Here is a 17,044-nt window from a genome sequence, read left to right on the forward strand (position 1 = left end):
ACGACCATGACCAAAACAACCCCCGCGATTCGCAGCATCAAGGCCCGCGCCGTCGTCGCCCCGATCGCCCGTCCCGTGAAAAACGCGTTCGGCGTCATCGAAGCGGCACCCCTGGTGCTGATCGACGTCGCAACCGACCAGGGCGTTACCGGGCACGCCTACATCTTCGGCTACAACAAGCTGAGCCTGAAACCGCTGGTCACGCTGATCGAGGAGATCGGACGCGATCTCACCGGCAAAGCCATCGTGCCATTCGATCTGATGGCGGCGATGGACGCCAAATTCCGCCTGCTCGGCTGGCAGGGCCTGGTTGGCATGGCCGTCTCCGGCCTCGACATGGCGTTCTGGGACGCGCTCGGCCGGCTCGCGGACAAGCCGCTCGTCGAACTCCTGGGTGGTTCGGCGCGGCCCCTACGCGCCTATGACAGTTACGGCGCGGTCGATCCGGTCACCGACGAACGGGCGCTCAAGCGTTCGCTGGAGCAAGGCTTTCGTGGTATCAAGATCAAGGGCGGCGACGGCGACGCCGCCAATGATGAGCGCGTGGTGAAGGGCGTGCGCGCCCTGCTCGGCCCGGACGTCGCGCTGATGATCGACTTCAACCAGTCGCTCGACCCGGCCGAGGCCAAGCGCCGTATCGCGCGCCTTGCGCCCTACGACCTCACCTGGGTCGAGGAACCCGTGCCGCAGGAAAACCTGACGGGTCACGCCAAGGTGCGCGCAGGCTCGCCGATCCCGATCCAGGCCGGTGAGAACTGGTGGTTTCCGCGTGGCTTCGCCGAGGCCATTGCGGCCGGCGCGAGCGACTTCATCATGCCCGACCTGATGAAGGTCGGCGGCGTCACCGGCTGGCTCAATATCGCGGGACAAGCGGACGCCGCTTCGATCCCGATGTCGAGCCATCTGTTTGCGGAAGCGAGCGCGCATGTGCTCGCGGTGACGCCGACGGCGCATTGGCTGGAGGTGATGGATCTCGGCAACGCGATCCTCGCCGATCCGATGAAGATCGTGGACGGCACGCTCACCGCGCGCGGACCGGGCCTGGGGCTGGAATGGAACGAGCCTGCAATCGCAAAATATCTGATCTGAAGAGCCCGTCCGGCGCCGCTCAGTAGTCGATGCCGAACTCGTCGTAGATGTGCCGGTGCACGGCGGGGAGAACTTCGGGCAGATCCTCCGCGATCAGGCCCGGTCCCGCCTCGCGGCCGGCCTCGCCGTGCATCCATACGCCGATGCTGGCCGCCTCGAAGGCCGGCACCCCCTGCGCCAAGAGCCCTGCGATGATCCCGGACAGCACGTCGCCGGCGCCGGCGGTGGCGAGCCAGGGCGGCGCGTTCGCGGCGATCGTGGCGCGGCCGTCTGGCGCCGCGACCGTGGTATCGGGCCCCTTCAGGAGCACGACCGCACCGGAGCGCTCGGCCGCCGCCCGCACGCGCTCGAGCTTGGAGCGGCCGGGATGCTTGTTGCTGATGTCGCTGAAGAGCCGCGGAAACTCACCCTCGTGCGGGGTCAGTACGACCTGGCTGTCGCGCGAGCCCTTGATGGCCTCGAACAGACGGTCCGGCGCGTCCGCATAGCTTGTCAGCGCGTCGGCATCGAGCACCAATGCCCGTTGCGCCGACAGGGCGGCATGAACGAACTCGCGGGTGCGCTCGCCAATGCCCGCGCCAGGGCCGATCACACAGGCGTTGAGACGTTTGTCGGAGAGTCGCTCGCCGAACTCGATTGCCGTATCGACCGGACGCACCATCACCGCCGTCAGCGCCGTGGCGTTTACCGCCAGCGCATCCCGGGGCGATGCCAGCGTCACGAGGCCCGCGCCGGCGCGCAAAGCGCCGCGCGCCGCCATCCGGGCAGCTCCCGTGGCGGCGATATCGCCGGAGACGACCAGCACATGGCCGCGCGCATATTTGTGTGCGTCGGTCCGCGGCACCGGGAACGCCTTGCGCCAGAATTGCGGGCTGTTTTCGAAGGCCTGCGGCTTGATCTCGTCGAGCACCCCCGTCTCGATGCCGATATCGGCAACCCGGACGCGGCCGCAATACAACCGGCCGGGCAGCAGCAGATGCGCGGGCTTCTTGCGAAAAAAGGTGATGGTTTCGGTCGCACGCACCGCGATCCCCATCACCGCGGCGGTGGTGCCGTTGATGCCGCTCGGCAGATCGACCGCAACGACCGGGGCGCCATTGGCATTGATCGCCGCGATCATCTCGTGGGCTTCGCCGGTGACCGAACGGCTGAGACCCGCGCCGAACAGCGCGTCGATGATCAAGGCGGGCTTGCCGATCGCCTGCGGCGTGAACGGCAGCACCGGATGTTTCCAGCCCTTCGCCGCGGACGCGGCATCGCCCTTGAGCGCGTCGCGCTCGCACATCAGGCTCACGGAGACCTCCCGCCCCTGCGCCGCAAGTTCCGCCGCGGCGACAAAACCGTCGCCACCATTGTTGCCCGGCCCGGCGATCACCAGGATCGGTCCCTCCTCCACCAGGTCCTGTGCCGTCTCGGCAACCGCTTGACCCGCGCTCAGCATCAGTGCAAAGCCCGGCGTGCCTGCGGCGATGGTGAGCCGGTCTGCACGTTCCATCTCAGCGGTGGTTAGAACTTCCATGCCGAATTCCTGGTAAGATCGCCTCATCCTGAGGCATTTCTTCTTTGCGCGGACCGGTCTCCACCAGCGACTGCATATCCGTTCATCGGTTTGCCTATTTCGCAGGCTTCGCTATTGTGGCGCTTCGGCTCAGTAGCAAGCGAAATGCCGGTTAAAAGTCTGATAACGTTCCGAAATCAGGCCGCTTAACAACTTGGCATAGACCCTGCTTTTGAGGAAGCCGCTTCGGTTCGCCGTGCCTACTGGCCGTGAAAACCTCACGCCGGACACTGCCGGAGGGTCAGGCGGGGTCCGAACTTCAGGCATCGAACAGCTCTGCGCATATGCGCAGCCTGAAGACAAGGTTGCAATGTTGGATTGGGAAAGGCCCGAGGAGGCGCTCAAGTGAAGAAGATCGAAGCCATCATCAAGCCGTTCAAGCTCGACGAGGTGAAGGAAGCGCTCCAGGAAGTGGGACTGCAGGGCATCACGGTGACCGAGGCCAAGGGGTTCGGCCGGCAGAAGGGGCATGCGGAGCTTTACCGCGGCGCCGAGTACATCGTCGACTTCCTGCCCAAGGTCAAAATCGAGATCGTGATCGGCGACGATCTGGTGGAGAAGGCCATCGACGCCATCCGGCGCGCCGCGCAGACCGGCCGGATCGGCGATGGCAAGATCTTCGTATCCAATATCGAGGAAGCGATCCGCATCCGCACCGGCGAATCCGGCCTGGACGCAATTTAGTTCCACGTTTGAAGGATTCAGAAGCATCAAATTGGCGGCGCGGTCGGTATTTCCGGCAACTTCTGTTGTCTTGAGCCCCACCCGACGCTATTGAGCTGTCACCCGCGGTCGTTGGTCCGCGGAACGGATCACGACGACCTGTAGCCTAGAGGGGGATTCATGAAGACCGCCAAGGACGTCCTCAAATCGATCAAAGACAACGACGTCAAATACGTCGACCTGCGTTTCACCGATCCGCGCGGCAAGTGGCAGCATGTCACCTTCGATGCCGGCATGATCGAAGAGGATTCGTTCGCCGAGGGTTTGATGTTCGACGGCTCGTCGATCGCCGGCTGGAAGGCGATCAATGAATCCGACATGTGCCTGATGCCGGACCCCGTCACCGCGACGATCGACCCGTTCTTCGCAGAGACCACCATGATCCTGGTCTGCGACGTGCTGGAACCGACCACCGGCGAACCCTACAACCGCGACCCCCGCGGCATCGCCAAGAAGGCCGAGGCGATGGTCAAGTCGCTTGGCATCGGCGACACCGTCTATTTCGGACCCGAGGCCGAGTTCTTCGTATTCGACGACGTCCGCTACAGCGCGACCCCCTACAACACCGGCTTCAAGCTGGACTCCTCCGAGCTGCCGATCAACTCCGACACCGATTATGAGGGCGGCAATCTCGGCCACCGCATCCGCACCAAGATGGGCTATTTCCCGGTGCCGCCGCAGGACTCGGTGCAGGACATGCGCTCGGAAATGCTGGGCGCCATGGCCAAGATGGGCGTCAAGGTCGAGAAGCATCACCACGAAGTCGCTTCCGCCCAGCATGAGCTCGGCATGAAGTTCGACACGCTGACGCTGATGGCCGACCAGATGCAGATCTACAAATACTGCATCCAGCAGGTCGCCCACATCTACGGCAAGACGGCCACCTTCATGCCGAAGCCGGTCTATGGCGACAACGGCTCGGGCATGCATTGCCACCAGTCGATCTGGAAGGAGGGCAAGCCTGTCTTCGCCGGCAACAAGTACTCCGATCTTTCGGAGATCTGCCTGTCCTACATCGCCGGCATCATCAAGCACGCCAAGGCGATCAACGCCTTCACCAACCCCTCGACCAATTCCTACAAGCGCCTGGTCCCGGGTTACGAAGCGCCGGTGCTGCTAGCCTACTCGGCGCGCAACCGCTCGGCCTCCTGCCGCATTCCCTACACGGCCTCACCGAAGGCCAAGCGCGTCGAGGTGCGCTTCCCCGATCCGCTCGCCAATCCGTATCTCGGCTTTGCCGCGATGCTGATGGCGGGTCTCGACGGCGTCAAGAACAAGCTCGATCCGGGCCCGGCGATGGACAAGGACCTTTACGACCTGCCGAAGGAAGAGCTGAAGCAGATCCCGACCGTGTGCGGCAGCTTGCGCGAGGCGCTGGAAAATCTCGACAAGGACCGCGCCTTCCTGAAGGCCGGCGGCGTGTTCGACGACGACTTCATCGACGCCTATATCGAGCTGAAGATGACCGAGGTCGAGCGCTTCGAGATGACGCCGCACCCGGTCGAGTTCGACATGTATTATTCGGGCTGATCGACCCTACGCTTCAGTCGAAAAATGAAAGGCGCTCCCTCGCGGGGCGCCTTTTGCTTTCGCGGATGCCGCGGCGGCTCAACCTACGGCGCAATGAGATTAGGTTTAGTTGGTCGTCGCGGCGGTTCACCTCTCCCCATCCGGGTGATGGGCCGCAGCTCTCAACCGAGACCGTAAACCCTCACCCGGATCGCATCCATCGATGCGATCCGACCTCTCCCTCCGGGAGAGGTGAACCGAGTCCGCGGTTGATACCGATCCAACCGCAACTCATCGCACCTTTGGTCTCATCCTGCTCCATTTTGCACTCAGGTATGAGCGGCGACCTTCGCGCGCGCGGCGAGCGCTTGCCCGAACGCCTGGAACAGCTTCCGATTGATTGGATTGCGCTGCGGATCATATTCGGCGTGCCATTGCACACCGAGCGCGAAGGCGGGTGCATCGGCAATCCGGATCGCCTCGATCGTGCCATCCTCGGCGATGCCCTCCACCACGACGCGCTTGCCCGGCTCCAGAATGCCCTGCCCGTGCAGCGAATTGACGCGGATTTTCTCGCACCCTAGGATCTTTTCGAAGGCGCCGCCCGGCACGAGCGTTACCTCATGACGATCGGCGAAGATAACCTTGGGATCGGGATGGATTTCACCGTTCTCGAGCCGAGGCATGCGGTGGTTTATCCGGCCGGGCAATTCCCTGATCTCCGGATGCAAGGAGCCGCCGAAGGCGACGTTCATCTCCTGTAGGCCACGGCAGATACCGAACAGGGGAATCCCCCTGGTAACGCAGGCTTCCGCCACCGCCAGCGCCACCTCGTCGCGCAGGATGTCATAGGGCTCGTGCTTGGCGTGCGGTTCGGTATTGAAGCGGGTCGGATGAACATTGGCACGGGCGCCGGTCAGCACGATGCCGTCGACGAGGTCCAGCAAGGCTCCGATGTCAGTAATCTCCGGGCAGCCGGCGAACATCAGCGGCAAGGCGCCCGCCACCTCGGCTACGGCGCGAAGGTTGCGTTCGCCCACAGCCTGCACTGCAAACCTGTTCTCGATGCGGTGGGCGTTTCCGATTACGCCGACAACCGGCTTCCTCCTCATACCTCGTTCCGTTCTCCCGGCTGGCGAATGAGTGATCATGCCCGCCGGCCTGCGCCGGATCAACATCTCTGCCTGCGGAGCGGTGATGCGAATTTTGGATAAAAGCGCTGCCGCGTCCAACCGGCGCGCCCGCCCCGGCTTGATCCCGGCCAGGTTTGGCGAAAGAGTGCTTTTTGCAGTAGCGAGGATGCGGGGAGCAACGTGTCGGTATCCAATGACGAGCGCCTGCAGGCGCGCAAGGATCTAGCCTGGTCCATCACGATCGGCGGTATCGGCACGGTGCTGTTTGCCGCAGTGGTGGCATTCACCTGGTATTTCGCGGCCACGCTGTTCCTGATCTTCACAGGCACCCTGCTGGCCGTGGCGCTCAACGCGCTGACCACCAAGCTCGGCGAGTTCATCCGCCTGCCGCATGCGCTGCGGCTGGCCATCGTCTGCGTCGTGCTGGCGGTTCTGTTCGCCGGCGTGGTTTTCCTGGGCGGCGCCACCATCGCCCAACAGGCCACGGCGCTGAGCGATACCATCAAGTCACAGCTCGTGAACGTCAAAAGCTTCCTCGACCGGCATGGCATCGACACCAGCTATTTCGAACTTGGCGGCACCGGCGCGGGCGAAGCCGCAGGCGCGGGCGCAACTGCGCCGGCAACCTCCGGTCCCCGGCTGCCGAGCGCCGGCGCGCTTGCCTCCAGCGGCGGGGCCATCGTGAGCCAGACGTTCAAACTGCTGCTCGGCACCGTCAGCGCCGTCGGCAACTTCTTCATCGTCTTGTTTCTCGGACTTGCGTTTGCGGCGCAGCCCGGCATCTATCGCAGCGGGCTCTTGTTCATGGCGCCCGCGAAACAGCGCGCCCGCGCCACCGTAATCGTCGACCGCATCGGCGATACGCTGGAGCGTTGGCTGATCGCGCAGATCATCACGATGTTCGCGGTCTTCCTGGTCACCTGGATCGGGCTTGCCATCATCGGGATCCAGGGCGCGTTCATCCTGGGCATCCAGGCCGGCCTGCTGGCCTTCATCCCGACGGTCGGCGCCTTGATCGGCGGGCTGATCGTGGTGCTCGCCAGTCTCGCCTCGGGATGGATCGCGGCCTTGAGCGCCGCCATCCTGTTCCTCGGCGTGCACGCGATGGAAAGCTACATACTGACGCCACTGATCCAGCGTCAGGCGCTCGACATCCCGCCTGCCACGCTGTTCGCATTCCAGATCCTGCTTGGCGTGGTGTTCGGGATCTGGGGGCTGGCCTTGGCGCTGCCCTTGATCGCCGTCGCCAAGGTCATGATCAACTATTTCAAGTCGGACGAAGCCGCGGTCGAGCCGGCAGCCTGACGCGGGTTTCAGACCGCCGACGTCAGCACCGTCTCGGTATGCTCGACCTCGGGCGGGGCGGCAAAATACTGGCCGACCAGGCCGCGCCATTCGGTAAAATTCTCCGAGCCGCGGAAATCGACCGTATGGCTTTCCAGCGTTTCCCATTTGACCATCAAACGATAGCGCTGGGGTTTCTCGATCGATTTGTGCAGCTCGAACCCGTGAAAGCCCTTGGAGCGGCCGAAGGCGGCGCGCGCCTTGGCAACGGCGGCCTCGAAATCCTTCTCGCTGCCGGGCTTGACGTCGATTTGCGCAATTTCAGTGATCATGGGCGTTTGGCCTCCGGTTCTGGAGCACGATCAGAAAAGTAGGTACCGGTTTTCTGAACAGATCATGCTCAAATCGAAACACAAGAGCGCGATCACGTCTGGAAGAAAAGTCATCGCGCTGGGTGCGCGTATCTAGCTTACGAGGCGGAAAAGAAAAAGGGCACCCGAAAGGCGCCCTGCCCCACGCGCACTGCAGCGCTCGATGGACCGGCGCCGCTAGAAACATGATCCGGAAAGGTGTGAAGCGGTTTTCCGAAAAGATCATGCTCAAACAAGAATCTAAAGCGCGATAGCGATTCGACCTAATCCCATCGCGCTTTAGGCCACAGCCGGCCGCGACTTCGGCGGCGGAAGGCCCGCCGTCTTGCGCCGCCAATTCTCCAGCGACAGCGGCAACTCCTCCGCGGTTTCCACCCGGTTGCGACCGCTGCGCTTCGCCTGGTAGAGCGCGGTGTCGGCCGCAGCGAGCAGCACTTCGAGTTCGGTGCCCGCCGGCCCGCCGGCGACGCCGATGCTGACGGTGGTATCGACCGGGCCTTCCTCGACCACGATACCCGAGGTTTCGAACGCCTCGCGCACCCGCTCAGCCACGAGCACCGCCTCTTCCAGCGAGCACGGCAACAGCGCCGCGAATTCCTCGCCGCCGATCCGGCCCGACAAGTCGCTGATGCGCAGATTGTTCACCACGATCGTCGCGAACAGTTTGAGAATTTCGTCGCCGGCGGGGTGGCCGAAGCGGTCGTTGATGCCTTTGAAATGATCGATGTCGAAGATCAACGCGGTCACCGGACGGCCGGCTTCGGCTTCGCGCTCGATCACGCGCGCGCAGGCTTCGGCAAAACCGCGGCGGTTGAGCATGCCCGTCAGCGGGTCCATTGAGGCCGCGTTCTTATGTGCGGTGACCGTGCGTTCCGAGACCAGCATGAAGATGACGAACACCGTGCCGACCGCGTAGAGCACGAGTTCGATGGAAAAGACGGTGACCCAGATGCTCGAGGAAAACTGCTCGTCGGAGGACCGCAGCATGTCCCCGAGCACGATCGGCAGCATCAGCACGAAACCGTGCAGCACCGGCATCGCGACCGCCGGCCAACGCCGCTGCAAGGCCTTGCGCCGCTCCGACCACAATTCGGTGGCAGTCAAGGCCGCGTAGATCGCGACAATGGCCGCGCCGATGGTCATCCGCAAGGCGGCCGCATGCGGATCGAGGCTCGTCACCGCCGCGATCCAGCCAACCGCGCCGAGCAGCAGCCCCGGCACATTGGGCTTGCGACCGTGGAATACACGCGCGGCGTTCCAGACCATGCCGCAGGCGATGAATCCGACCGCATTCACCGCGAGCGAGAGCATATCGCCGAGGGCGTTGCCGGCTATCGTCCACAACGCCACGGATGCTGCGCCGAGCAGATAGGCGATCCCCCACCATTTCAACGCGGGATTCCGTTCCTGCCGGCCGAAGAACAGCAGCATGGCGCCGAGCAGCGCGGCGACCAGCGTGGCCATCAGATATAGCGTGATGCTGTCGAGCGACATCGCTCACTCCGAATGTTAGGCAGCGCATCCGGTTGGCCCCGGAAAAAGCGTTGCTCGCCCATTGCGGAGGACAAGCTAGAAGCGGCGCGTTCGAAATCGGTTTGCGTTCACACGCAAGTTTTCAGGAAAAACCGCGACAAGTTCGGCTCAATAAAGCAGCAAAAAGGCGCCCCGCGCTGCAAAACATGCGCCGCAAAAAACAGAGTGCGATCAGGTTTCTGATCGCACTCTGTTAGCCTTTGGGAATGCCGCATTCGCGGCAAATGCGAGCGAAGCGATTAGCGCTTCGAGAACTGGAACGACTTGCGCGCCTTGGCGCGGCCGTACTTCTTGCGCTCGACCACGCGCGAGTCGCGGGTCAGGAAGCCGCCCTTCTTCAACACGCTGCGCAGGTCCGGCTCGAAATTGGTCAGCGCCTTGGAGATGCCGTGACGCACCGCGCCGGCCTGGCCCGAAAGGCCGCCGCCGGCGACCGTGCAGATCACGTCGTACTGGCCATTGCGGGCGGCAGCGACCAGCGGCTGCTGGATCATCATGCGCAGCACCGGGCGTGCGAAATAGGACTCGACCTCGCGGGAATTGACCATGATCTTGCCGGCGCCGGGCTTGATCCAGACGCGAGCGACCGCGTCCTTGCGCTTGCCGGTGGCATAGGCGCGACCGAGCTTGTCGACCTTCTTCTCGTATTTCGGCGCTTCGGGAGCGGCCGGCTTCAACTGCGACAGTTGATCGAGGGACTGAATGCTCTCGGCCATCTTATGCGGCCCTCATGTTCTTGCGGTTCATCTTGGCGATATCGATCTTCTCCGGCTGCTGCGCCTCGTGCGGATGCTCCGCGCCCGGATAGACACGCAGATTGCCCATCTGCACGCGGCCAAGCGGCCCGCGCGGGATCATGCGCTCGATCGCCTTCTCCACCACGCGCTCGGGGAAGCGGCCCTCGAGGATCTGGCGGGCGGTACGTTCCTTGACGTGACCGACATAGCCCGTGTGCTTGTGGTAGACCTTCTGCTCGCGCTTGCGGCCCGTCAGCACCGCGTGCGCGGCGTTGATGATGATGACGTTGTCGCCGCAATCGACATGGGGCGTGTAGGTCGGGAGATGTTTGCCGCGCAGCCGCATGGCGACCAGCGAAGCGAGCCGGCCGACCACGATGCCCTTGGCATCGATCAGCACCCACTTCTTCGTCACCTCGGCAGGCTTTGCCGAATAGGTTTTCATCTGATGCAATCCGTGAAAGGGAAACGGCCGCACGAAAACGCGCGGCCGAACTGGGCGGATTTCTAGAGACTGAACCGGCGCGCGTCAACGCCCCCGATCAAAATTTAGATGAGCAAAAACAATCGCTTACAATTAAGGTGCGATATTACCATCAAATTCTCTATTTGTTTGGAATGGAATAGGTCGCGGTGACATGGGCGATCGGGTCGGAAGCGGCTCCCGATGTCAGGCTGACCTCCCCGACCGCCAGCCGCTTGCCAAGCTTGAGCAGCCGCGCGGCGGCCAGCACATCCTCGCCCTGCGCGCCCTTGCGCAGGAAATTGATGTTGAGGTTGGTCGTGACGGCAAGCCCTACGGGTCCGATCGCCGACAACACCACCACATACATCGCGCAGTCGGCCAGCGCCATCAATGTCGGCCCCGAGATCGTCCCGCCTGGGCGCAACATCTTCTCGCTATAGCGCTGGCGCAAGAGACAGGACTCGCCGTCGGCGTGTTCGATGGTGATGTCGCCCCCGGTGCTGAACGCCTGCGGAAACTCCTCGTGCAGGAATCTCTCCAGTTCCGGCACGCTCATTTTGGCAATCGCCATGTGCTTTCCTGCCCTCGATTTGGGCTGTCTGTTACATTAGATTGCAGATATCACCCAAATGGATTTTCAGATGCCCGAGCCAGCCCGCGCCCCAACACAAGATACCGAGATTCTGCTGCGCGAGACGATCGGTCCCATTGCCCTGCTCACGCTCAATCGCCCCGCTGCGCGCAACAGCCTGTCGGAAGCGATGATTGCGGAACTTCATGCCGCACTGAACCAGATCGGCGAAGACCGGAGCATCCGCGCGGTGGTGATCGCGGCAAACGGTCCGGCTTTTTCGGCCGGACACGATCTGAAGGAGTTGACCGCCCGCCGCAAAGACGCCGATCGCGGCCGCGCCTATTTCGCGCAAGTGATGAATGCCTGCAGTGCGATGATGCAGGCGATCGTGCATCTGCCGAAGCCTGTGGTTGCCGCGGTGCAAGGCATCGCGACCGCGGCGGGCTGCCAATTGGTCGCGAGCTGCGACCTCGCGGTCGCATCAGAAGCTGCGAGCTTCGCAACGCCCGGCGTCGATATCGGCCTGTTCTGCTCGACGCCGATGGTGGCGCTCTCGCGCAACGTGCCGCGCAAGCAGGCCATGGAGATGCTGCTCACCGGCGACCCCATTTCGGCCGCCACCGCCAAAGAGATTGGCCTGATCAACCGGGTGGTTCGTACTGGCAGCGAGCGCGAAGCCGCAATAGCGCTGGCGCAAAAGGTCGCGCTCAAATCCGCCCATACGATCAAGCTCGGCAAGACGGCTTTTTACCGCCAGGCGGAAATGAACCTTGCCGACGCCTACCGCTACGCGGCCGAGGTGATGACCGAGAACATGATGGCGCGCGACGCCGAAGAAGGCATTGGTGCCTTCATCGAGAAGCGGGAGCCGAAATGGCAGGACCGCTAATCGTGGTCTCCGTCATTCCGGGGCGGTCCGTCAGGACCGAACCCGGAATCTCGAGATTCCGGGTTCGATGCTTTCGCATCGCCCCGGAATGACGGCAGAGACGCTTGGCCCAAAATACGAACAACTCAAATGAACCACGACACCTACTCCGACGATTACATCAGAAGCATCCTCAACAGCGTCAAGACGATCGCGATGATCGGCGCTTCGCCGATCGACGTGCGGCCGAGCTATTTTGCGTTCAAATATCTGGTGCAGCGCGGCTACGACATGATCCCGATCAATCCCGGGCATGTCGGCAAGAGCCTGCTCGGCAGGCCTTTCGTCGCTTCGCTCAGCGCAATCGGCCGGCCCATCGATATGATCGACATCTTCAGGAGCTCCAAGCACATCATGCCGGTGGTGGACGAGGCGTTGAAGCTCGATCCGCTGCCGAAAGTGATCTGGATGCAGCTTGGGGCCCGCGACGACGAAGCGGCGGCCAAGGCCGAAGCCGCCGGCCTGAAGGTCGTGATGAACCGCTGCCCGAAGATTGAATATGGCAGGCTGTCCTCGGAGATTTCCTGGATGGGCGTCAATTCGCGCACGATCAGTGCCAAGCGCGCCCCTATACCGACGCAAGGCATGCGACTGTCTCTCAATCGCATGAGCGTCGGCGGCGGTGCCACCGCGGCTTCCGATCGGGCCGCGAAGAGCAGGGACGAACAGTCCTGACGCGGTTGCGAAACGATTGTTGCGGCGACATCGCGCCGGCCAGCATGATCATTGTGAATTCACTGCGGCGGATCACCGCGCCTTGACGGCGAACGCACGCGCGATAAGCATGCGCGCAATTTCAAGCGAAGAGCAGCAGGACCTCGCGAATGACCGATCGAATCCCCGGATTTTCGACCCTCGCCGTGCACGCCGGTGCGCAGCCCGATCCCACCACCGGCGCGCGGGCGACGCCGATCTATCAGACCACGTCATTCGTGTTCAACGATGCCGACCATGCGGCGTCGCTGTTCGGCCTGCAGGCATTCGGCAACATCTACACCCGGATCGGAAATCCCACCAACGCGGTGCTCGAAGAGCGCGTCGCCGCACTCGAGGGCGGCACCGCGGCGCTTGCGGTCGCCTCCGGCCATGCCGCGCAGGTGATCGTGCTGCAGCAGCTCCTGACGCCGGGCGACGAATTCATCGCTGCACGAAAACTCTACGGCGGCTCGATCAATCAGTTCACCCACGCCTTCAAGAGCTTTGGCTGGAACGTGGTGTGGGCCGATCCCGACGATATCACGACTTTCGAGCGCGCGGTGAGCCCGCGCACCAAGGCTATCTTCATCGAGTCGATCGCCAATCCCGGCGGCAGCATCACGGATATCGAGGCGATCGCGGCCATCGCGCGCTCGGCCGGCGTGCCGCTGATCGTCGACAACACGCTCGCGAGCCCTTATCTGATCCGCCCGATCGATCATGGCGCCGACATCGTCGTGCATTCGCTGACGAAGTTTCTCGGCGGCCATGGCAATTCGCTCGGCGGCATCATCGTCGATGCCGGCACCTTCGATTGGTCGAAGGACAACAAATATCCGATGCTGAACGAGCCGCGCCCCGAATATCACGGCATCCGGATCCAGGAGACTTTCGGCAATTTCGCCTTTGCCATTGCCTGCCGCGTGCTGGGTCTGCGCGACCTCGGGCCGGCGCTGTCGCCGTTCAACGCATTTCTCATTCTCACGGGCATCGAGACGCTGCCGCTCCGTATGCAAAAGCACTGCGACAACGCCAAAGCGGTGGCGGAATTCCTGGCCGGCCACCCGGCGGTGGCCTCGGTCAGCTATGCCGGGCTGCCGGGCGACAAGTACAACAATCTCGCCCGCAAATACGCGCCGAAGGGCGCCGGCGCGGTATTCACCTTCAATCTCAAGGGCGGCTACGAGGCCGGTGTCAATCTGGTCTCGAATCTGCAACTGTTCTCGCACCTCGCCAATGTCGGCGACACCCGCTCGCTGGTGATCCATCCGGCCTCGACTACCCACAGTCAGCTCGACGATGCCGCCAAGATCAAGGCCGGTGCCGGCCCCGACGTGGTGCGCCTGTCGATCGGCATCGAGGACAAGGAAGACTTGATCGCGGATCTGGACCAGGCATTGAAAGCTTGAGCGTTAACCTCGTTGGCGCCGTAGGCCTCCCGTTAACGGATGTTCCGGCATAGATTGGCTCGGAACATTCCCGGATTCGGAGCGGCCGATGCTGCGCTTGGCGACATTGATGTCTTTGGCGATGGCGGCGCTTAGCCCCGCCTTCGCCGCGGATCAGATCGTCACGCCGCAGGTCAAACGGCACGCCCGCGTGATCCTGCCGCCGGGGCTCCCTCGTGCGCACTACAGGTACCAGACGACGCTCGTCTACAAGGCCGCACCGCCCCCGCCGCCGGTGGTCGTCGTCGAACCCAATCCGGATGTGCTGATCACGTCGGGGCCGTCGACCCCGTTGCTTCCGGGCTCGACGACCCTGCCGGGCTATTACGGCCGGCCCTTCGACTATGATTACCAGGGGCCATATTACGGCGGCGGTCCGTATCCCAGCTATTTCTGGCGCCTGCCCTACGCCTGCGGCGTCTACGGCTATTGCTAGACTAACCAGCCTGCCCGAGCGGCGCGGCAACCTGGCGCGGCGCGCTTTCCAACTGACGGCTGGCGAGCCGCTCGGCCTGCATGACCGCCAGCGTCAGCACCAGGATCGCGACCGCCTGGTGCTCGAGCGCCAGTCCGATCGGAACCTGGTTGAGCAAGGTCAGGATGCCGAGCGTCGCCTGCAACGTGATCGCCGCGACCAGCCATAAAGCGCCGCCGATAGCGGCGGCACCGGCGCGCGAACGCATCGCGTCGAAGGCGTGCGCGATCGCCAGCGCAAACAGCGCATAGGCCGTCATCCGATGCTCGAACTGCACGGTCAGCGTATTGTCGAACAGATTGCGCCACCAGGGCGTATCGAACCATAGCCGCGCGGCCGAAGGTATGAACGCGCCGTCGATCTCGGGCCAGGTATTGTAGACGCGGCCCGCGCGCAGGCCGGCCACCAGCGCACCGAGATAGAGCTGCACGAAGGTGACGGCGAGCAGGACGAAGCCCGTCATTTTCAGCCGCACGGCCGCTCCGCTCGACTCCCGTTCCGTGAGCCGCCGCATCGTCCAGACGATCGCCGCATAGATCAGAAGGGCGAGCACCAGGTGCGTTGCCAGCCGGTAGTGCGAAACCTCGATCCGCTCCGACAGGCCCGAGGCGACCATCCACCACCCGACCGCGCCCTGCAGCGCGCCCAGGCCGAAGATCAGCCAGAGCCGCCGCTTCAATTCGGCGCTGAGCGCCCCGCGCCAGAGGAAATAGAGAAAGGGCAGCAGGTAGACCACGCCGATCACGCGACCGAGCAGGCGGTGGCTCCATTCCCACCAGAAGATGGTCTTGAAGTCCGACAGGCTCATTCCGGCGTTGAGCGCGTGATATTGCGGGATCTGCTTGTATCCCTCGAAGGCCTCTTGCCATTGCACGGCGCTGAGCGGCGGCAGCACGCCGGTGACTGGCTTCCACTCCACGATTGAGAGCCCCGACTCGGTCAGCCGTGTGGCGCCGCCGACCACGACCATCAATGCGATCAGCGCCGCGACCGAAAGGAGCCAGATGCGGACGGCGCGATGGGCCGAGGCTGGTTGGGCGGCAATCGTCATCACAGATGGGCGGAACACCGGCTTGAATGGATTGGCGTGCCCCTTATAGTCGCGGCCCTGCCGCGCGCAAGCCGCGGCCGTAACGCCCGGGCCAAACATTTCCGTCATGACGATCCGCACCCGCAAATTGCTTGGAACCATCGCCCTCCTGCTGCTGGCGCTGGTGTGGTCGCTGACCGGCATGGCGGTGGCGCAACTGCCGGTGCTGGCCAATTCCGGGCTGCTGCAGGCGATCTTCTATGTCGTGGCGGGCATGGGCTGGGTGCTGCCGGCGATGCCGATCGTAAGCTGGATGTCGCGGCCCGATTTCAAATCCTAAATGCTCCGCGTCGGCTGGACCGGCGCGAAGGCGACGCCGGACAGCAGGACGCGCATGGCGCGCAACGAGTGCCCTCGCCCATCCCAACCGACCCGCGGCAGCGCGTGCAAATTGGTGCGCCCTTCCGCCTCCACGATTCCGGGAATGGAAGAGACGGCGCTGGCAAACCCGGCTTGTTCCGTCATCAACACGTGGGCACGCCGCCATGACGCGCGATCCCCAAACGGATAGGCGAAATGCCTGATCTCGCGGCGGAGGGCGGTCTCCGCAACGGCCCTGCCCATCGTCATCTCGCGTAAGGCATCCGCGTCTTTCAGGTTCGACAGCACGGGATGGTTCACGGTCGCACTGCCTATGGTCACGTTGGGGTCGGCCGCAAGCCTCGCCAGATCGGTCCAGTCCATGAAAGCGTCGCGCGTGAGCCGCGCGAGGTCAACGGAATAGCGTCTGCAAAGATCGTTGATGGCCGCCGACAGCTCGGGTGGCGGCAGCGAGCGCATCCATCCCGAGAGGAACGCGTAGAGCTCGTGTTTTTCGCCGCTCGTCCTGATCGTGAAGTGCCGTTCGTCGCCCTCGACCACGAGGCTCAGCCGGCGCTCCCTGCCGATGATCTCCTCGAGCGCCAGCCACCATGGTTCGCCAACCCCGTCCACGCAGGCTGTCGGCACATAGACGATGAAGGGAACCCGACGCCGCGACAGCACGGGATAGGCGAAGGTGATGAGATCCTTGTAGGCGCCGTCGAAGCTGAGGCAGACGAAGCGCCGCGGCTGCGGCATGATGACGGCACGCCGGCACGCCTCGTCGAGGCCGACGATGTCGTAGTTCCAGCGTTGCAAGGCCCGAATGGTGCGATCGAGGAATCGGGGCGTGATTTCGTCGGCTCTGAGCGGCTGAAACGATCCGTGCCGGCGTGGGCGCACACGCTGGAAACGAAGAATTGCGCCGGCTCCGCCGCGCTCCTTCCCGCTCCACCACACGCGGCCGCTGAAATAGGCGAGCTCAAGCTTGAGGCTCGTCAGCCATCTGTTATCGGATGCCAATTGTCCCCGCCTTTTGACAAGCGGTTATCCCGCGCCCCATCACACTGTCATTACTCTTTGTTGACACTTCTTTGCAAAGCTCGCCTTGAGCTGGAAAAGCGCAAATA

Annotated in this window: 18 protein-coding genes; 9 read left to right on the forward strand and 9 right to left on the reverse strand. The window is 63.5% G+C overall.

Annotation, left to right across the window (positions count from 1 at the left end; translation table 11 throughout):
• Nucleotides 1–6: 6 nt before the first annotated feature.
• Nucleotides 7–1,089 (forward strand): enolase C-terminal domain-like protein, encoded by a 1,083-nt coding sequence (locus P6U23_RS22535; protein WP_407174781.1) that lies wholly within the window; start codon nt 7–9, stop codon nt 1,087–1,089.
• A 19-nt stretch (nt 1,090–1,108) separates the two neighbouring features.
• On the opposite strand, the gene P6U23_RS22540 is transcribed toward P6U23_RS22535, so the two are convergent.
• Nucleotides 1,109–2,608: an NAD(P)H-hydrate dehydratase gene (locus tag P6U23_RS22540; RefSeq protein WP_407174782.1), complete on the reverse strand. Its 1,500-nt coding sequence runs from the start codon at nt 2,606–2,608 to the stop codon at nt 1,109–1,111.
• A gap of 384 nt (nt 2,609–2,992) precedes the next feature.
• Between P6U23_RS22540 and P6U23_RS22545 the strand changes: the two genes are divergently transcribed.
• Together P6U23_RS22545 and glnA are read left to right on the forward strand one after the other, a co-directional pair.
• A complete protein-coding gene (locus P6U23_RS22545) occupies nt 2,993–3,331 on the forward strand; it encodes a P-II family nitrogen regulator (RefSeq protein ID WP_011441447.1) in 339 nt (112 codons plus the stop codon).
• Nucleotides 3,332–3,490: 159 nt separating this feature from the next.
• Entirely contained in the window at nt 3,491–4,900 is a 1,410-nt protein-coding gene (gene glnA, locus P6U23_RS22550) for a type I glutamate--ammonia ligase (RefSeq protein WP_024506807.1), read from the forward strand.
• 308 nt (nt 4,901–5,208) lie between these two features.
• On the opposite strand, the gene P6U23_RS22555 is transcribed toward glnA, so the two are convergent.
• Nucleotides 5,209–5,991 carry a gamma-glutamyl-gamma-aminobutyrate hydrolase family protein gene (locus P6U23_RS22555; protein WP_407181543.1) on the reverse strand — a complete coding sequence of 261 codons (783 nt, stop codon included), beginning with the start codon at nt 5,989–5,991 and terminating at the stop codon, nt 5,209–5,211.
• A 201-nt stretch (nt 5,992–6,192) separates the two neighbouring features.
• Here P6U23_RS22555 and P6U23_RS22560 point away from each other — a divergent pair, with 201 nt between their 5' ends.
• Entirely contained in the window at nt 6,193–7,317 is a 1,125-nt protein-coding gene (locus P6U23_RS22560; protein WP_407174783.1) for an AI-2E family transporter, read from the forward strand.
• 8 nt (nt 7,318–7,325) lie between these two features.
• Here the strand turns inward: P6U23_RS22560 and P6U23_RS22565 are convergent, their stop codons facing one another.
• The 5 genes from P6U23_RS22565 to P6U23_RS22585 all read right to left on the reverse strand — a co-directional run bounded on the left by P6U23_RS22565 (nt 7,326) and on the right by P6U23_RS22585 (nt 10,974).
• On the reverse strand, nt 7,326–7,628 hold the full coding sequence (locus P6U23_RS22565) for an antibiotic biosynthesis monooxygenase family protein (RefSeq protein WP_407174784.1): 303 nt from the start codon (nt 7,626–7,628) through the stop codon (nt 7,326–7,328).
• Nucleotides 7,629–7,946: 318 nt separating this feature from the next.
• Entirely contained in the window at nt 7,947–9,161 is a 1,215-nt protein-coding gene (locus tag P6U23_RS22570) for a diguanylate cyclase (protein ID WP_407174785.1), read from the reverse strand.
• A 278-nt stretch (nt 9,162–9,439) separates the two neighbouring features.
• Nucleotides 9,440–9,916, reverse strand: a complete 477-nt coding sequence (rpsI, locus tag P6U23_RS22575; RefSeq protein ID WP_024506802.1) for a 30S ribosomal protein S9 — start codon at nt 9,914–9,916, stop codon at nt 9,440–9,442.
• A gap of 1 nt (nt 9,917) precedes the next feature.
• Nucleotides 9,918–10,382 (reverse strand): 50S ribosomal protein L13, encoded by a 465-nt coding sequence (gene rplM, locus P6U23_RS22580; RefSeq protein WP_407174786.1) that lies wholly within the window; start codon nt 10,380–10,382, stop codon nt 9,918–9,920.
• A gap of 160 nt (nt 10,383–10,542) precedes the next feature.
• On the reverse strand, nt 10,543–10,974 hold the full coding sequence (locus tag P6U23_RS22585; RefSeq protein ID WP_407174787.1) for a PaaI family thioesterase: 432 nt from the start codon (nt 10,972–10,974) through the stop codon (nt 10,543–10,545).
• A gap of 70 nt (nt 10,975–11,044) precedes the next feature.
• Between P6U23_RS22585 and P6U23_RS22590 the strand changes: the two genes are divergently transcribed.
• The 4 genes from P6U23_RS22590 (at nt 11,045) to P6U23_RS22605 (ending at nt 14,485) form a co-directional block, all read left to right on the forward strand.
• The gene (locus P6U23_RS22590; protein WP_407174788.1) at nt 11,045–11,866 is read left to right on the forward strand and encodes an enoyl-CoA hydratase; all 822 of its coding nucleotides are present in this window, start codon (nt 11,045–11,047) and stop codon (nt 11,864–11,866) included.
• 129 nt (nt 11,867–11,995) lie between these two features.
• Nucleotides 11,996–12,580, forward strand: coding sequence for a CoA-binding protein (locus P6U23_RS22595; protein ID WP_407174789.1), 585 nt, complete (start codon nt 11,996–11,998; stop codon nt 12,578–12,580).
• A 149-nt stretch (nt 12,581–12,729) separates the two neighbouring features.
• Entirely contained in the window at nt 12,730–14,010 is a 1,281-nt protein-coding gene (locus tag P6U23_RS22600) for an O-acetylhomoserine aminocarboxypropyltransferase (protein WP_407174790.1), read from the forward strand.
• An 88-nt stretch (nt 14,011–14,098) separates the two neighbouring features.
• Complete coding sequence (locus P6U23_RS22605) at nt 14,099–14,485, forward strand: hypothetical protein (RefSeq protein ID WP_407174791.1); 387 nt, start codon at nt 14,099–14,101, stop codon at nt 14,483–14,485.
• 1 nt (nt 14,486) lies between these two features.
• Here P6U23_RS22605 and P6U23_RS22610 read toward each other — a convergent pair whose 3' ends face one another.
• The gene (locus P6U23_RS22610) at nt 14,487–15,575 is read right to left on the reverse strand and encodes a COX15/CtaA family protein (RefSeq protein ID WP_407181544.1); all 1,089 of its coding nucleotides are present in this window, start codon (nt 15,573–15,575) and stop codon (nt 14,487–14,489) included.
• Between the two features lie 106 nt (nt 15,576–15,681).
• Here P6U23_RS22610 and P6U23_RS22615 point away from each other — a divergent pair, with 106 nt between their 5' ends.
• Complete coding sequence (locus P6U23_RS22615; protein ID WP_024506794.1) at nt 15,682–15,894, forward strand: DUF2842 domain-containing protein; 213 nt, start codon at nt 15,682–15,684, stop codon at nt 15,892–15,894.
• On the opposite strand, the gene P6U23_RS22620 is transcribed toward P6U23_RS22615, so the two are convergent.
• Nucleotides 15,891–16,937 carry a polysaccharide deacetylase family protein gene (locus P6U23_RS22620; protein WP_407174792.1) on the reverse strand — a complete coding sequence of 349 codons (1,047 nt, stop codon included), beginning with the start codon at nt 16,935–16,937 and terminating at the stop codon, nt 15,891–15,893. The genes P6U23_RS22615 and P6U23_RS22620 overlap by 4 nt on opposite strands.
• Between the last annotated feature and the right edge of the window lie 107 nt (nt 16,938–17,044).

This window comes from Bradyrhizobium sp. STM 3562, assembly GCF_045571435.1.
In the GTDB taxonomy this organism is placed as follows: domain Bacteria; phylum Pseudomonadota; class Alphaproteobacteria; order Rhizobiales; family Xanthobacteraceae; genus Bradyrhizobium.

Coding starts and splice junctions, on each gene's coding strand:
- P6U23_RS22600 (WP_407174790.1), top strand. CDS start 12,730: ATGACCGATCGAATCCCCGGATTTTCGACCCTCGCCGTGCACGCCGGT.
- P6U23_RS22570 (WP_407174785.1), bottom strand. CDS start 9,161: ATGTCGCTCGACAGCATCACGCTATATCTGATGGCCACGCTGGTCGCC.
- rpsI (WP_024506802.1), bottom strand. CDS start 9,916: ATGGCCGAGAGCATTCAGTCCCTCGATCAACTGTCGCAGTTGAAGCCG.
- P6U23_RS22555 (WP_407181543.1), bottom strand. CDS start 5,991: ATGAGGAGGAAGCCGGTTGTCGGCGTAATCGGAAACGCCCACCGCATC.
- P6U23_RS22615 (WP_024506794.1), top strand. CDS start 15,682: ATGACGATCCGCACCCGCAAATTGCTTGGAACCATCGCCCTCCTGCTG.
- P6U23_RS22535 (WP_407174781.1), top strand. CDS start 7: ATGACCAAAACAACCCCCGCGATTCGCAGCATCAAGGCCCGCGCCGTC.
- P6U23_RS22585 (WP_407174787.1), bottom strand. CDS start 10,974: ATGGCGATTGCCAAAATGAGCGTGCCGGAACTGGAGAGATTCCTGCAC.
- P6U23_RS22565 (WP_407174784.1), bottom strand. CDS start 7,628: ATGATCACTGAAATTGCGCAAATCGACGTCAAGCCCGGCAGCGAGAAG.
- glnA (WP_024506807.1), top strand. CDS start 3,491: ATGAAGACCGCCAAGGACGTCCTCAAATCGATCAAAGACAACGACGTC.
- rplM (WP_407174786.1), bottom strand. CDS start 10,382: ATGAAAACCTATTCGGCAAAGCCTGCCGAGGTGACGAAGAAGTGGGTG.
- P6U23_RS22610 (WP_407181544.1), bottom strand. CDS start 15,575: ATGACGATTGCCGCCCAACCAGCCTCGGCCCATCGCGCCGTCCGCATC.
- P6U23_RS22540 (WP_407174782.1), bottom strand. CDS start 2,608: ATGGAAGTTCTAACCACCGCTGAGATGGAACGTGCAGACCGGCTCACC.
- P6U23_RS22595 (WP_407174789.1), top strand. CDS start 11,996: ATGAACCACGACACCTACTCCGACGATTACATCAGAAGCATCCTCAAC.
- P6U23_RS22590 (WP_407174788.1), top strand. CDS start 11,045: ATGCCCGAGCCAGCCCGCGCCCCAACACAAGATACCGAGATTCTGCTG.
- P6U23_RS22605 (WP_407174791.1), top strand. CDS start 14,099: ATGCTGCGCTTGGCGACATTGATGTCTTTGGCGATGGCGGCGCTTAGC.